Annotated in this window: 10 protein-coding genes; all 10 read left to right on the forward strand. The window is 66.8% G+C overall.

All coding sequences use genetic code 11. The annotated features are described in order from the left end of the window. The first annotated feature begins 34 nt into the window (after nt 1–34). Genes BJG93_RS21195 through BJG93_RS21240 form a run of 10 tightly spaced genes read left to right on the forward strand, consistent with a single transcriptional unit; the run spans nt 35 to nt 14,160 of the window. Complete coding sequence (locus BJG93_RS21195; protein WP_071336640.1) at nt 35–2,347, forward strand: type VI secretion system Vgr family protein; 2,313 nt, start codon at nt 35–37, stop codon at nt 2,345–2,347. A 13-nt stretch (nt 2,348–2,360) separates the two neighbouring features. Beyond that, nucleotides 2,361–4,580: a DUF2169 family type VI secretion system accessory protein gene (locus BJG93_RS21200; RefSeq protein WP_027196211.1), complete on the forward strand. Its 2,220-nt coding sequence runs from the start codon at nt 2,361–2,363 to the stop codon at nt 4,578–4,580. Then, on the forward strand, nt 4,577–5,653 hold the full coding sequence (locus tag BJG93_RS21205) for a pentapeptide repeat-containing protein (RefSeq protein WP_027196212.1): 1,077 nt from the start codon (nt 4,577–4,579) through the stop codon (nt 5,651–5,653). Before BJG93_RS21200 ends, BJG93_RS21205 begins: the two co-directional genes overlap by 4 nt. After that, nucleotides 5,643–6,278 (forward strand): DUF3540 domain-containing protein, encoded by a 636-nt coding sequence (locus tag BJG93_RS21210; protein WP_027196213.1) that lies wholly within the window; start codon nt 5,643–5,645, stop codon nt 6,276–6,278. The genes BJG93_RS21205 and BJG93_RS21210 overlap by 11 nt, the downstream gene beginning before the upstream one ends. Nucleotides 6,279–6,313: 35 nt before the next feature. Continuing rightward, nucleotides 6,314–6,703, forward strand: a complete 390-nt coding sequence (locus tag BJG93_RS21215) for a DUF4150 domain-containing protein (RefSeq protein ID WP_027196214.1) — start codon at nt 6,314–6,316, stop codon at nt 6,701–6,703. Between the two features lie 13 nt (nt 6,704–6,716). Continuing rightward, entirely contained in the window at nt 6,717–7,280 is a 564-nt protein-coding gene (locus tag BJG93_RS21220; RefSeq protein ID WP_027196215.1) for a type VI secretion lipoprotein TssJ, read from the forward strand. Continuing rightward, nucleotides 7,277–8,638: a type VI secretion system baseplate subunit TssK gene (gene tssK / locus BJG93_RS21225; protein WP_027196216.1), complete on the forward strand. Its 1,362-nt coding sequence runs from the start codon at nt 7,277–7,279 to the stop codon at nt 8,636–8,638. Before BJG93_RS21220 ends, tssK begins: the two co-directional genes overlap by 4 nt. Nucleotides 8,639–8,663: 25 nt before the next feature. After that, nucleotides 8,664–10,247: a type IVB secretion system protein IcmH/DotU gene (gene icmH, locus BJG93_RS21230; protein WP_027196217.1), complete on the forward strand. Its 1,584-nt coding sequence runs from the start codon at nt 8,664–8,666 to the stop codon at nt 10,245–10,247. Beyond that, the gene (gene tssM / locus BJG93_RS21235; protein WP_071336641.1) at nt 10,244–13,741 is read left to right on the forward strand and encodes a type VI secretion system membrane subunit TssM; all 3,498 of its coding nucleotides are present in this window, start codon (nt 10,244–10,246) and stop codon (nt 13,739–13,741) included. The genes icmH and tssM overlap by 4 nt, the downstream gene beginning before the upstream one ends. Before the next feature lie 59 nt (nt 13,742–13,800). After that, entirely contained in the window at nt 13,801–14,160 is a 360-nt protein-coding gene (locus tag BJG93_RS21240; protein WP_027196218.1) for a DUF6277 family protein, read from the forward strand. Nucleotides 14,161–14,172 lie beyond the last annotated feature (12 nt).

The raw sequence follows: 14,172 nt of genomic DNA on the forward strand, positions 1-14,172 counted from the left end.
TTTCAGCGGCCATGTTCAATCACGAGGAAACAGCATGCGCCTGATCGAATTGCGCGGTTCGCTGCCGGACCCGAACGCGGTGGCATTGAGCTTCGTGGCGCACGAGACGCTGTCGCGTGAGCCGTCGTATCGGCTGGAGCTGCTGAGCCGGGACGCCGATCTGGATTTCGACGCGCTGCTGGGCTCGGCGCTGTCGGTGGACATCGATCTGGATGACGGCGCGGTGCGCACGTTCAGCGCGTTCGTGTTCGGCGGTGCCGACACCGGACAGATGAGCGGGCAGTACACGTACACGCTGGAGCTGGCGAGCTGGCTGTCGTTTCTGGCGGAGAACCGCAACAGCCGGATTTTCCAGAACCTGAGCGTGCCGCAGATCGTCGCGCAGGTGTTCGACGGCCATCAGCGCAGCGGCTACCGGTTCGAGCTGGAGGGCAGCTACGCGGCGCGCGACTACTGCGTGCAGTTCCAGGAGACGGACCTGAACTTCGTGAAGCGGCTGCTGGAGAGCGAGGGGATCTATTTCTGGGTGGAACACGGCCAGGCGTCTCACGTGGTGGTGATGTCGGACACGCAGCGCTTCGAGGATCTGCCGGTGCCGCAGGGCACGCTCGCCTACCTGCCGGACGCCGAGGAGTCGCGCGCGATCCGGGGCCGCGAAGGCGTGCAGCGCTTGCAGCGCACGCGGCGCATCAGGTCGAACAATGTGGCGCTGCGGGACTTCGACTACCTGGCGCCCTCGAACCGGCTCGACAGCGAGGCGCAGGTGGCGCAGCCGGCTCTGGCGGGGATCCAGCTGGAGTACTACGACTACGCGGCGGGCTACGGCGATACGGAGCAGGGCGAGCGTCTGGCACGGCTGCGTCTGGAGTCGTTCCAGGCGGAGTCGCACATGCTGGTGGGCGAGGCGAACGTGCGCGCGCTGGCGACGGGCCGCGCGTTCACGCTGGCGGGGTATCCGGCCGCGCAGCGCAACCGGCGCTACTACGTGACGGGCAGCGAACTGGTGTTCATCCAGGACGGGCCGGACAGCACCTCGCAGGGGCGCAACGTGGCGGTGAAGTTCCACGCGCTGGCCGACGACCGGCCGTTCCGTGCGCTGCTCACGGCGCTGCGCCCGGAGGTGCCGGGCATCCAGAGCGCGACGGTGGTGGGACCGGAGATGTCGGAGGTGCATACGGACCGGCTGGGCCGCATCCGGGTGCATTTCCACTGGGACCGCTACCGGACGACGGAGGCGGACGCCTCGTGCTGGATCCGGGTGTCGCAGGCGTGGGCGGGCAAGGGGTGGGGCGTGCTGGCGATGCCGCGGGTGGGTCAGGAAGTGCTGGTGACGTACGTGGACGGAGATCTGGACCGGCCGCTGGTGACGGGGATCGTCTACAACGGCGAGAACCCGACGCCCTATGACCTGCCGAAGGACACCCGCTATACGGGGATCGTGTCGCGCTCGCTGAAGACGCCCGGCGCGGTGCAGAACGCGAGCCAGCTGACCTTCGACGACCAGCGCGGCGCGGAGCGCCTGATGCTGCACGCGGAGCGCGACATGCAGCAGACGGTCGAGCGCAACAGTTCGACGGCGGTGGGCCAGGACAGCAATACATCCGTGAAGGGCACGACGACCTCGGTCCACAATATATTGGTCAGCTATACCCGCATCTCCGTGTCGTACAAGGGCCTGTCGGTCGGCTTCACCGGCGTGGCCGCGAAGTTTACCGGCTCGAGCACGTCGTTCACCGGCACGAATACCAGCTTCACCGGCGTCTCGGCGTCCTTTACCGGCGTCAGCAAGTCGTTCACCGGCGTCAGGACCTCGCTCACCGGCGTGAGCACCAGCTTGACCGGCGTGTCGACGTCGTTCACCGGCGTCAGCACCTCGATCACCGGTGCCAAGACTGCCGTCACCGGCGTATCGAACAGCCTGACGGGCATCTCGTCATCGTTGACCGGCGTCCGCACATCGGTGACCGGTCAGTCCCAGAAACTCACGGGCGTATCGCTGTCGTACACCGGCACGTCGAACAGCATGACGGGCGCGAGCACGTCGGTGACCGGCACGAAGACAAGCATCACCGGTGCTGCTATTTCGAATACCGGCAGCAAGACGAGCGTGACCGGCGTGTCGAACTCCATGACCGGCAGTTCGATAAGCGTCACCGGCCAAAGCAGCTCAGTTAAAGGCGTGTCGATAAGCAACACCGGCCTGGATGTGTCGGCGACCGGCAACAGCGTGTCTCTGGACGGAGCCAGTTTTTCTTATAAGGCCGTGAAGTTCGACATCAAGCTGTTCGAATGGAGCAAGACCGCGATGCGCTTCAAATTCATCGGTGAAGGTAAGGCTTCGAAGTGAGGCGCGACTGAGCATGCGACACGTCAAACCACAATCGGCCCTCGTGAGCACGATCAATACGCAGATTGGCGCGCAGCCGATGCTCGCGGTCAGTATCGGGGTGGGCTTCAGACTCGATCAGCCTTCCATCCTCGTGCATGAAGCGGCCGTCTGGGAGGCCTTGAAGGCTGCCGCGCCGTCGATGCCGCTGTTCGAGGCGGCGCTGCCAAAGCAGCGCGCCGAATGGCTGCTTGCCGGCCATGCGTCGCATCCTGTCGCTCGCGGCACGCGCGCGCGCCATGTCGACTGGACCGCGTGGGTCGAGCTTGACGGCGTGCGCAAGATCGTGTCGTGCGCGACGCAAGTTGACGACCCGCACCCGGCGGACGGCCTTGCGCGTCTCGCGATCGACCACCGGTACGCGGCCGCGGGCGGGGCGCGCGAAAACCCGCTTGGCGTGACGTCCGGCACGCCGCCGCTACAACAGGTGCGTACGTTCGGCGCGGGTCCCGCGCCGCTGGCAGCGATGGGCGCGATTGGCACCGATTGGCCCGAGCGCGTCCAATGGATGCCGCCGCGGGCAGGCACTGCCGGTGCGATGGCGGATGACGGCACCCACATGGGGTGGCCCGCGAGCGTCGATCGGCGGTTTTTTCAGCAGGCCGCGCCCGATCAGTGGGCGCGCGGCGAAGCGTGGGCATCAGGCGCGCATTTCGAGCTGGCCGCGTTTGGCCCACGGGGCGAAGGGTATGCGGGCGAGCTGCCGCGTCTCGCGCCGATCGCGCTCGTCACGCACACGGGCCGCCCGGATATCGAGCGGCTGGCGCTCCGGCAACAGACTGTCTGGTTCCTGCCCGATCGCGGCATCGGCGTGCTGTGGTGGAACGGTATGAGCGCGCTCGATTTTCTGCTCGACGACAGCCCCTCGATGCTCGTAACGGCGTTCAGGGACAGCAGCGAGTCAGTCGACGTCGACGCCGTGATGGAATTCGCTGCCCGGCGCACCGACCTGAACTGCGCGGACCCGCTGCAATACGCGGACCACGAACTGATGCCGTCGATCGCGAATGGCTGGACATGGGAAATGATTCTTGGCGGGGACGATCATCCACGCTTCGCGCCTGCATCGCGTGACTACGATGAGCTGCGCGAGCGCGTGGACGAACACCGCAAGCAGTTGCTCGAACTACGCGACGCGCGGCAGCGTCTCGATGCGTTCAGCGCGGAGAGCCGCGATGTGACGTTGCCCGAGGCGCCGCATGGCGACGCAAACTGGCGTGATCGGCTGAGCGATGCACCGACCCGTGAACTCGCGGACGTGACGATTCGCGATGCGGACCTGTCGTCGATGCGCTTCGACGGATGGAAGCTGGAGGACGTACGGTTCGAACGCTGCAGGTTCGATCGAAGCGAATGGTCGCATTGCGATTTCACTCGCGTGCATGCGACTGACTGCTCATTTGCCGACGTGAAGATGAACGACGGGCGATGGAAAGGCGGCCATCTGCGGTGCTGTAGCCTCGCGGGCAGCGAATGGACGAATGCCGTCTTCGAGCAGATCTCGATCGACGAATGCACGCTCGATGATCTGAAGGCATCGGGCGGAGCATGGTCGATGACATCGCTGCAGGGATGCAGCGGCGCACGTGGCGTGATCGAGAACGTCAAATGGGATTCGATATCCTGGTCGGACGTTAGCGCGCCCGATTGGACCTGGGTGCGCGTGCGCGCCGACGGTTTCGCCATCGTCGAGTGCGACATGGCCGGCCTCGCGGTGTCGCGGTGCACGCTCGGCAAGCTGAGCGTGCTGAGCTCCGATCTATCGCGGAGCAACTGGCAGCGCAATGTCATGACGTTTGCCGTGCTGTCGCTCGGCACCTCGATGAGCGAAGCGCGGCTGGTGGACTGCGCGTTCAGATCATCGAGCCTGTTGGAGCTCCACGCGGACCGGATACGGGTCGACCATTGCTCGTTCATTCAGCTCAATGCGCAGCATCTGCGTGCATCGCAATCGCACTGGAGCGAATCGGAGCTGGACGGCGCCAACATGATGCACGCGCAATTGGCGCAGGCGTCGTTTGTCCGCTGTTCGCTGACGGAGGCGATGCTGTACGGCGCGAACCTGCGGGAGAGCCAGATGCACGACTGCAATCTCGCGCGTGCCCGCCTGTCGTGGAGCGAGCCGCCGGACCCCGGCGCGTGGCGGCACAACCTGACGCCGGGGCTGGTCGATGTAGCGGGGAGGGCGGGATGAATACGCACGACATGACCGCGTCAGCGCCTGCGTTGCCGGAAATCATCGAGGGGCAGCGTTATACGTCGCCGCAGCGCGACGTCGGGTTCGATGGGATGGTGTTCACGGACTGCCATTTCGACCACGTCGAATGGACCCGATGCCGTCTGTCGAATCTGCGTTTCGTGAATTGCACATTCGATGCGAACCGCTTCGACCATTGCGACCTGCTGGCGGTGGCACATGACGCGTGCAGGATTCGCTCGGGTGCATCGACGCATTGCGCGCTGGAGCGCGTGTCGTATTCCGAATGCGAAATCGAAGACGGTGCATGGACCGGTAGCTTGCTCAGGGATTCGATCGTTGCGCATTCGACGTGTACGAACTGGACATTCGACGGCATGCGCGGCGCGCATTTTTCGCTCGTGACGAGCCGCCTCGACGGGCTCGCTCTGCTTGGCGGTCACCGGAGCGATACGGCGTGGATCGACAGCCAGTTGGCCGGTCTGCGGATCGAGAACGCGCGGCTGGAGAATTTCATCGTCGGGCAAAGCACGGCCGTGCGTACGTCGTTGAGCGGGTGCCACGGCATCAACGTGCGCTGGATCGGTTCGCGCATCGAGGACCTGGCGATCGATCGTTGCGAGCTTAGGCAGGCGGCGTGGTCGCACAGCACCTGGCGCTCGGGCGAGATCCGCGCCTGTCAGCTTGCGCTGGCGAGTTTCGATTGCTCGGCTCTCGATGGTTTGACGGTAATGCAGAGCGATCTCTCACAGGCCATTTTCGACAACGCCCATATCGCCGACAGCGAATTTCCGGAGTTGCACGCGCCGCGTATCGCGTTGCGCGACGCGTGGCTCACGCGCGTCAACTTCGCGGGCGCGCAGTTGCGGCAGATCGACGCGCGTGGCGCGTCACTCGAGGAAGTCGGCTTGCATGGCGCGGATTGCCGCGACGGCAATCTGATCGGTCAGCCACGCGACGCATGGCGTGCGGCTGACACGCGCAACGCGAATTTCGATGAAGCCATCGGCGCTGACGAACAGCTCTGGCGGCGTCGTCACCAACCGGGAGCAAGAAAGTATGACGACTAGTGTGCTGGAGCCAACCGCCGGACACGGCGCGCCATTGGACGCATCCGACGCGGCCGGATCGCGCGATGCGCTCGCGAGAATCATGAACGGCAGTTTCCGGCCGTGCGCCACGGACCGCATGAACGCGACGACGGTATCGACGCAGCTCGCCCGTGTCGACGACGCGGGGACGGCGCGGGGCACCTGGCTGGTGACGATTCGTCCGGGTATGCAGTTGTGCGCGAAGCCGGCGGTGAGCTGCATCGTCGTGCCGCAACCGGGCGACCTCGTCCAGATCTGCGTCGACGGCGAGCGCTGCTGGGTGCTCGCGGTGCTCGAACGACGCGATGCGGGCAGTGAGCTTGCGCTCGATTTCGGCGACGCGCCGGTGACGCTGCGCGCGCGCGAGATGCGCGTCGAGGTATCCGACGGCTTGTCGTTCGAGGCGGCCCGGCTCACGAGCCGCGCGCAGCTCGTCACGCAGGCCGCCGCCGAGCGCCAGACACGCGTGAGCGGAACGGATACGACTCACGCGGGCAGCACCATCGTGCACAACGAGCGGCATCTGGCGATGCATGCGAAAAGTGCCTTCGTCACGGCGTCGGCGCTCATGAAGATCGACGCCGGTCAGATCCATATGGGCTAGCGGCTGTTTGCTTTGCAGTTTCTCCAGGAGTTTCCATGTTTTCGAATTGCTCTGCCGGCGGAATGGCAATTGCGCCGGGCAACGACGTCTGCAAAACGCCGCCTGTCGCGATACCGATGTCCTATTCGAACATCGCGAACAAGTGCGAGGCGGTGCCCAACATTCCGACCATCATTTGCGCGGGCGGCCCGGTCCACAACATGAATACGATCATCCCGATGACGCACGCCGACGAGGCCGGATCGATGGGCGGCGTCGCGTCGGGCACGGTCGGCGGGCAGTCGCGGCACGTAAAAGGTTCGAGCAAGGTGATGATCCAGGGCGCGCCCGAGACGCGCCTCACGGACACGACCTTGCCGAACAGTCAGAACACGTCCGGCTTCTCGGCGGTTCCGTCGCAGACCATCACGATGACCCTCAGTTGATGCCGGGCGCCACATGAGCAGAAGCTTTTTCAAAGCGTTTGCGGTGACGGCGACGCTGACGGTTCTCGCCGGATGTTCGGTGTTTTCCTCGTCGGAGCCGCAGCTGCCGCGTCAGTTGCACGTGACGCTGGTCGGCGGCAGCCGTCTGAACGTCTCCGCGAGCGGCGAGCCGCGTCCGATCCAGGCTTGCATCTACGTCGTGAGCGCGGCCGACTGGCTACCGGCGCCTGGCGGCGACGACTCGTCGTGCGCGTCGCGCGGTCAGGACAGCACGGTCGTCGCCGAGTCGCGCCACGTGATCGCGCCGGACCAGGTGCTGCAGTTCTCGCTCGATCTGCCGCGTTCCGGCGAGCTCTGGCTCGTGACCGACGCGGACTATGCGCGGCGCCCGTCGAACTACGCGCCGTTGCGCATTCGGATCGAGGGCCGCGGACTGATTCATCAGGCCGTCTGGCTCGACCGCGACGGAATCTACAACGCGTCGTTGCCGGGCGCGGTGCCGGCCGCGCGCGCTGACGATTCTCAGACCGCGCGCAAGACGAAAACCACCGAAGCGACAAGGAGAAGCAGGCCATGAGCAGTCTGCCGGTAGGGCCGGTCGCATGGAGCGACGGCATGCTGATCGAGACGCAGCACTTTCAGCAACTGGAGCGGCATCTGGCGCATCAGGCCGCGCTGCGCCTCGACCAGACCTCGAACCACGGTTGGGGATTCACGTTGCTCGATCTCGATCAGGACGGTCTCGGGCTCGGCCGGCTCGCGCTGCGTCGCGCGCGTGGCGTATTTCAGGACGGCACCGCGTTTTCGCTGCCATCCGACGATCCGCTGCCGCCGCCGCTCGAAACCCAGTTCGCGCAGGCGGGCGACATGGCGTTTCTCGCGCTTCAGGCCGCGCGCACGGGCGCCCCGGAGATGGCGTTCGGCGACGTCGCGTCGGCGTCGCGCTATCGCGCGGTGTCGAGCGAGGTGCCGGATCTCGCGGTCGGACTCGACGCGCCAGGTACGCCACGGCGCCTGACCATCGAGACGGGCCAGCTCGCCACGCGGCTGTGCTGGAAGTCGCAGTTGCGCTCGGACGAAGTCTCACTGCCGATTGCTCGCGTCGCCGGCCGCAACGTAAGCGGCACGGTGTCGCTCGATCCGCGCTTCATCCCGCCGCTGCTCGATACGCGCGCGCACCTGGTGCTGCGCTCGCTGATCGACGAACTGCAGAGCGCGTTGCGGGTGCGGCTCGCGAGCACGTCCGCGCAGCGCGTGCTGTCGACGGGCGGCGGGCTCGCGGATTTCAGCGAACTGCTGTTGAGGCAGGCGATCGCCGAATACAGGATGCGCCTCGCGAATCTCGACGCGTTCGATCCACTGCCGCCCGCCATGCTGTACCACGAACTCGTCGGTCTGCTCGGACGCCTGAGCGTGCTGCCGGGCCTCGACGACGGGCTCGCTGAGCGCGAGCTCGGCTACCGCCATCACGATCTGCAAACGAGTTTCGAACCGCTCGCGGCGCTGCTGCGCGAGGCGCTCGCGCGCGTGATCGAGACGCCGGTGGTGCCGCTGCGTTTCGAGGACCGGGGCGACCAGGTGCACGTTTGCATCGTCGACAGGCAGTGGAAGCTGAAGAAACTGGTGTTCGTGTTTTCGGCCGCGATGCCAGCAGACAAACTACGCCAGTTGCTGCCACAGCAGGCCAAGCTGGGCGCCGTCGAGCAGATCCAGAAGCTCGTCGATCTGCAACTGCCGGGCGCGCGCCTGATCGCGCTGGCCAATCCGCCGCGCCAGATTCCGTACTACGCCCAGAGCACGTACTTCGAGGTGGAGTCGACCGATCCGTTCTGGACGCAGACCCTCGCCGGCTCGGCGATGGCACTGCGCATCGTCGGCGACTTTCCCGAACTGCGCTTCGAAGCGTGGGGGCTCAGAGATGACAAGGTGGCCTGAAGCACGACCCGAGACGCAATCCGCCATGAGCCTGCTAAGAAACCTATCCACCGCGTTACGCCGCGTTCCCTCGGCCGATCAGCTCGACCTCGCGAGCGCGAGCCCGCCGCTTGCGACGCGGCTTCCGACGCCGGCATCGAGCTCCGCGGATGCGTTGCCGCGCGTCGATGAAGCGCCTCGCCACTCGGCCGTGTTGCAATTGCCGGTGGCGGGCGGCACGGCCAAGGCGGACACCCGCCAGGGCTCGGCGCCGGTGCTGGTCCATGGAGCGCGCGGCGAGCAGCCGGCGATCAACAAAGCGGGGCAGCAGCAGGCGACCTGGAGCAACCCGTTCGTGTCGCATGCGCTGCCCGCGATGCTGCAATTGCAGCGCTATCGCGCGACGGCGCCGCTCAGCCAGAGCGCGATCCGTACGCAGCTCGGGCTCGAAGTGCGGCTCTATCGCGAGCGGCTCGCGGGCTCCGGCTGCGAATGGGAGCAGACGCGCGACGCGTCCTATCTGCTGTGCACGTTTCTCGACGAGGCCGTCAATGATCTGGCGCGCGAGCAGTCGCAGACCGTGTATGACGGCGAACGCAGTCTTCTCGTCGAATTTCACGACGACGCATGGGGTGGCGAGGACGCGTTCGCCGATCTGTCGCGTTGGATGAAGGCCGCCGAACCCCCTGTCGCGCTACTGTCGTTTTACGAACTGATCCTGTCTTTCGGCTGGCGCGGACGCTACCGCGTGCTCGATCGCGGCGACGTGCTGCTGCAGGATCTGCGCTCGCAATTGCACGCGCTGGTCTGGCATCACGCGCAGCCGGGCCCGCTCGGCACGGAACTGTTCGAGCCGCCGAAGCGGCGGCGCTCGTGGTGGAACCCGACGCGCGCGGCGGCCGTCTCGCTCGGTGCGCTCGCGCTTGCGTACGGCGCGATCAGCGTCGGGCTGGATTCGCAGGGGCGGCCGATCCGCCACGCCCTCGCCGCGTGGATGCCGCCGACGCGGACGATCAATCTCGCCGAGACGCTGCCGCCGCCGTTGCCGCAGCTGCTGACGGAAGGGTGGCTCACCGCGTACAAGCATCCGCAAGGGTGGCTGCTCGTGTTCAGGAGCGATGGCGCGTTCGAAGCCGGCAAGGCCGGCGTGCGGCCGGACTTCATCAACAACATCGAGCGGCTCGGACTCGCATTCGCGCCGTGGCCGGGCGATCTCGAAGTGATCGGTCATACCGACCCGCAGCCGATCCACACGGGCGAGTTCCCGGACAACCAGGCGCTCTCGGAGGCGCGGGCGCGCACGGTCGCCGACGAGCTGCGCAAGACCGCGTTGCCGGGCGGCTCGCACGCGCCGCAGAACGCGGTGCAGCGGAACGTCCAATACTCGGGACGCGGCGACAGCCAGCCGATCGACCCCGCACACACTCCCGCCGCGTACGAGCGCAACCGCCGCGTCGACGTGCTGTGGAAGGTGATTCCCGATGGCGGCGCGCGGCGCGATAGCGACGTCGAGCTGCTGCGGCCGGTGTCGCCCGCCGACTCGGCGGCGCGCCCGGCGATGCCGGAAGGCGTCGTCATCTCGCCTGAACCGCAATCGCCGTATGCCACGACCGAGGGCCGTCAGCCATGATCCGCACGAGCTTGAGAATCTCCGTGGCGATCCTCGTCGCGCTTCTGATCTGGTGGATCGGGCCGCTGTTCGCGTTTGGCATCTATCATCCGCTCGGCTCCGTGTGGGTGCGCGAGGTGCTGGTCGCGCTCGTGCTGTCGTGGGGCTGTTGGCCGACTCTGGCGCGCCTATGGGCGCGGCTCGCGATGAGTCCGCGGCAGATCAGGGTCGCGCCGCAGGCCAGGCAGCTCGACTTCGTCGACAGATACTTGCGCGAACTCGACCGGCAACTGAAGGCGTGCTGGCGCAAGGAGCCGGGGAGCCGCTGGCAGCGCTGGAGCGGCGCGCTCACACGTGCCTATCGCACAAGGCTGCCGTTGTATCTCGTACTCGGCGCGCAAGGCAGCGGCAAGACCAGCCTCGTTGCGAAGGCGGCCGGTTGGTCCGGCGCACGCTACGACGGGGTATCGGGGACGGACGCGACGTATGCGCGCGGCGACGACTTCAACTGCCGGGTCACGCGCGACGCGGTGTGGATCGATATCGGCGGTCGCTGGAGTCTGCGCCCCGACGCCGGCGAGGCCGAGCTGGGCGCGTGGCGCAAGCTGCTGCGCGGGATCCGGCGATTGCGCAAGCACACGCCGGTGAGCGGCGTCGTGCTGTGCGTCGACAGCGCCGGGATGGTCGACGCGTCGATCGACACGCGCAAGGGGCTCGCCGACGCGGTGCGCGCGCGGCTCGAAGACGTGCGCGATGCATTCGGCCAGCAGGCGCCGGTGTATGTCGCGCTGAACGGGGTCGACCGGCTCGACGGGGCGGTGTCGATGCTGTCGCTGCTCGATGCATCGAAATGGGCGAACGGCATGGGCTTCGCACTGCCCGACGACGACGCGCAAGCCGATGCGTCGCGCGCCGACTCGGTCTGGCAACAGGCGTTGCTCGGCTTGCAGCAGCGGGTGCAGCAGCAGGTGCTGTACTCGGCGCCCGCCGCCGTCGACGTGTCGACGAACCATGCGCAACTGCGCTTCGTCGAGACGCTAAGCCGCCTGCACAAGGCGCTCGTCGCGTGGCTGCACGTCGCACTCGCGCCGGGCGACGAGCAGGCGGCCGCGCGGCTGCGCGGCGTCTGGCTGGGCTCGATGGCCGAGTTCGCCGCGGCGCAGCCGGCCGCGGCGGAGTTTGGCGCGTCGCAGCCGCCGGCGGCTGCGCGGCTGAACGAGCTGTGGACGCCGCTCATCCGCCAGCTGGGACTGGAACGCGACGCGGCCCGCCCGAGCGGCTCGCGGACGTGGCGTGGCCGCCTCGGCGCCGCGCTGCGCTGGGGCGCGGTGCCGCTCGTCGCGCTGGCTTTGCTCGCGTGGTTCGGCTGGGGCTATGTGGCCGAGCGCGATTACCTCGACGGCGTGGGGGCGCAATTTGCCGAGGCGAAGCGGCTTGCGCAGGCGCAGGTGTCGTACGGCGCGGACGGCGGCTCCTCGCTCATCGAGATCGCAAGCCAGATGCGCTATGCGCAACTACAGGCCGAAGGCGCCGCGCAGGGTGTGACGACGCCTTACTTCGAGCATGGGCTCGTTGCCGAGGCGGCACGCGCGACCTATTACCGGCATCTGCGCAAGATGCTGATGCCCGAGTTGTACAACGAGGTGCGGCGCACGCTGGTGTCGCAGCTCGACAGCGGCGCGGGCGACATCTACCAGACGCTGAAGGTCTACCTGATGCTTTGCCGTCCGTCTCGCCGCTCGGCCGACGAGGTCGTCCGCTGGCTCGATGGCCGCTGGGACGCGTTATCGGGCGGCCAGTATCCGGACGACGAGCGCCGCGCGCTGCTCGCGCACGTCCGCACGCTGATCTCGCTGCCGGATCTTCCGGCGACGCCGGAAGACCAGAATCTCGTGCGCTCGGCGCGCGCGAAGGCCGCGCAGATTCCGCTCGTCACGCGCGTGTTGCGGCACGTCCGCTCGCAGGGGTTGCCTGCGCAGGTCAACGACATTTCGCTGTCGCGCGCCGCCGGCTTCGAAGCGGCGATGAGTCTGCGCATGCGCAGCAACATGTCGGCTACCGACACCGCGGTGTCCGGCTGGTTCACGCGGGCCGGCTATACCGACGTGTTCATGCCGCGATTGCTCAAGAGCGCGCGCGCGATGCTCGAAGAGGACAGTTGGGTGTTGCGCGACGAGACGCTCGCAGGCAACAGCTTCGAGATCGACGGGCTCGTGCAGAAGCTCGCCGATTCCGCGCGCGATCAGTTCCTGCAGGACTACATCGCCGCGTGGCAGAACTTCCTGAACGACGTGACGGTGCGCGGCGTGACAGGTCTCGACGATGCGTCGCAGCTGGCCGCCGCGATGATGGAGGCGCAATCGCCGCTTGCGAGTCTGGTGCGCTTCGCGGGGCGCGAGACGACGCTGACCGGTGCCGGTGACGAGGGCAACATCGATAGCTGGGTCGACCGTCAGAAATATCGCTTCGAGCAGGGGCGCCGCCAGATCGTCGGCGAACTGAACGGTCAGCACTACCGGACTGTGCTGCTGCCCGAGCACGTCGTCGAGGAGCACTTCCAGGCGATTCGTCAGCTCGCCGCGGAGTTGAATCGCAACGGCACGGTCGCAAGCAATCCGCTGTCGCGACTGTTCGAGCCGGTCTACCGGCAGCTCGGGCTCGTCAACGGCGCGCTGCTGGCGGGGCAGGTGCTGCCCGCGCAGTACGATGCATTCGCGCAGTTGAAGGAGACGGCCGCGCGTCAGCCGGAACCCGTGCGCGGGATCATGCTCGACCTCGTGAGCAGCGGCACGACGATGTCGACGCGCGAAACGGGCGCGCTCCTCAGTCGCGGCGCGGCAGGCGCGACGAAGACAGTCTGCGATCAGGGCTTCACGAGCCGCTATCCGTTCCGTCGCGGCGCGCAGGGGGATGCGGGTGTCGAGGATTTCGAACGGCTGTTCGGCGCGCAAGGACTGATGGCGACTTACTTCCGCGATCATCTTGCCGCTTATGTCGATACGTCGACGAAACCCTGGCAGGCATTGCGTTCCAACGGCGGCCCGAGCGGCATGGTCAGTCAGCCGGTTCTCGATTCATACGAGAGCGCCGAGCGCATCCGCGGCGCGGCGCTGGACGAGTCGGGACACTTGCGCATCTCCACCGTTCTGCGCTTCATCGACATGGACTCTCAACTGTCCGACGCGCAGTTGAGCGTTGCCGGGCAGACGCTGCGCTTTGCGCACGGGGTGACCTCGCCGCACCGGATCGACTGGAGCGGTCAGAACACACCGCTTGCGATCCGGCTGCAGGTGAAGTCCGTCGATGGCCGGATGACGACGCTGCAGTTCGACGGGCCGTGGGCGCTGTTCCGCTTCTTCGACGCGGGCCAGGCCGCCGGCGGCGCGGGCACGGCGGACCGGCGCGAGCGGCTGTACCACACGAGCCTCGGCACGGTTCGTATCGAATGGCAGGCGTTGACGCTGCCGTCGCCTCTATGGTCGGGCATCCTGCAGTCGTTCAGGTGTCCATCCTGATGCGTTTGCGCATCGGTAGTCACGCGCCACAGCGCGCATCAATCTGAAGGGAAAACGAAATGATCGATCCGAAGGAAATTCTCGCCGCATGCAGCAATGCACATCAGTACGGACAGGACGCCAGCAGTTCGATGGCGCAGCCGTTTCTTGACTCGGTCCCGGATATGTCGACGGCTTCATCGAGCAATGCCAGCAACGTGATCGGGGGCGTGCAGCAGATCGGCGCGAAGATGCTCGAGCACATGTCGACGATCAAGGACTCGGTCGACAAGCAGGTGATGATGCACCAGGACAAGCAGCAGCGTCAGAAGACGTATGACTTCAACGTCGATATGCGCGACCTGCGTCCCACCACTTCCGTCGGCTTTCCGGAAGAGATGGCCGACGCGTTCTTCGCCCCTTTCAGGACCGGGCAATGATGCGCGCGGGCA

Source organism: Paraburkholderia sprentiae WSM5005, from assembly GCF_001865575.2.
GTDB classification, from domain to species: Bacteria; Pseudomonadota; Gammaproteobacteria; order Burkholderiales; family Burkholderiaceae; genus Paraburkholderia; species Paraburkholderia sprentiae.

Coding starts and splice junctions, on each gene's coding strand:
- BJG93_RS21215 (WP_027196214.1), top strand. CDS start 6,314: ATGTTTTCGAATTGCTCTGCCGGCGGAATGGCAATTGCGCCGGGCAAC.
- BJG93_RS21200 (WP_027196211.1), top strand. CDS start 2,361: ATGCGACACGTCAAACCACAATCGGCCCTCGTGAGCACGATCAATACG.
- BJG93_RS21195 (WP_071336640.1), top strand. CDS start 35: ATGCGCCTGATCGAATTGCGCGGTTCGCTGCCGGACCCGAACGCGGTG.
- tssM (WP_071336641.1), top strand. CDS start 10,244: ATGATCCGCACGAGCTTGAGAATCTCCGTGGCGATCCTCGTCGCGCTT.
- BJG93_RS21205 (WP_027196212.1), top strand. CDS start 4,577: ATGAATACGCACGACATGACCGCGTCAGCGCCTGCGTTGCCGGAAATC.
- BJG93_RS21210 (WP_027196213.1), top strand. CDS start 5,643: ATGACGACTAGTGTGCTGGAGCCAACCGCCGGACACGGCGCGCCATTG.
- icmH (WP_027196217.1), top strand. CDS start 8,664: ATGAGCCTGCTAAGAAACCTATCCACCGCGTTACGCCGCGTTCCCTCG.
- BJG93_RS21220 (WP_027196215.1), top strand. CDS start 6,717: ATGAGCAGAAGCTTTTTCAAAGCGTTTGCGGTGACGGCGACGCTGACG.
- tssK (WP_027196216.1), top strand. CDS start 7,277: ATGAGCAGTCTGCCGGTAGGGCCGGTCGCATGGAGCGACGGCATGCTG.
- BJG93_RS21240 (WP_027196218.1), top strand. CDS start 13,801: ATGATCGATCCGAAGGAAATTCTCGCCGCATGCAGCAATGCACATCAG.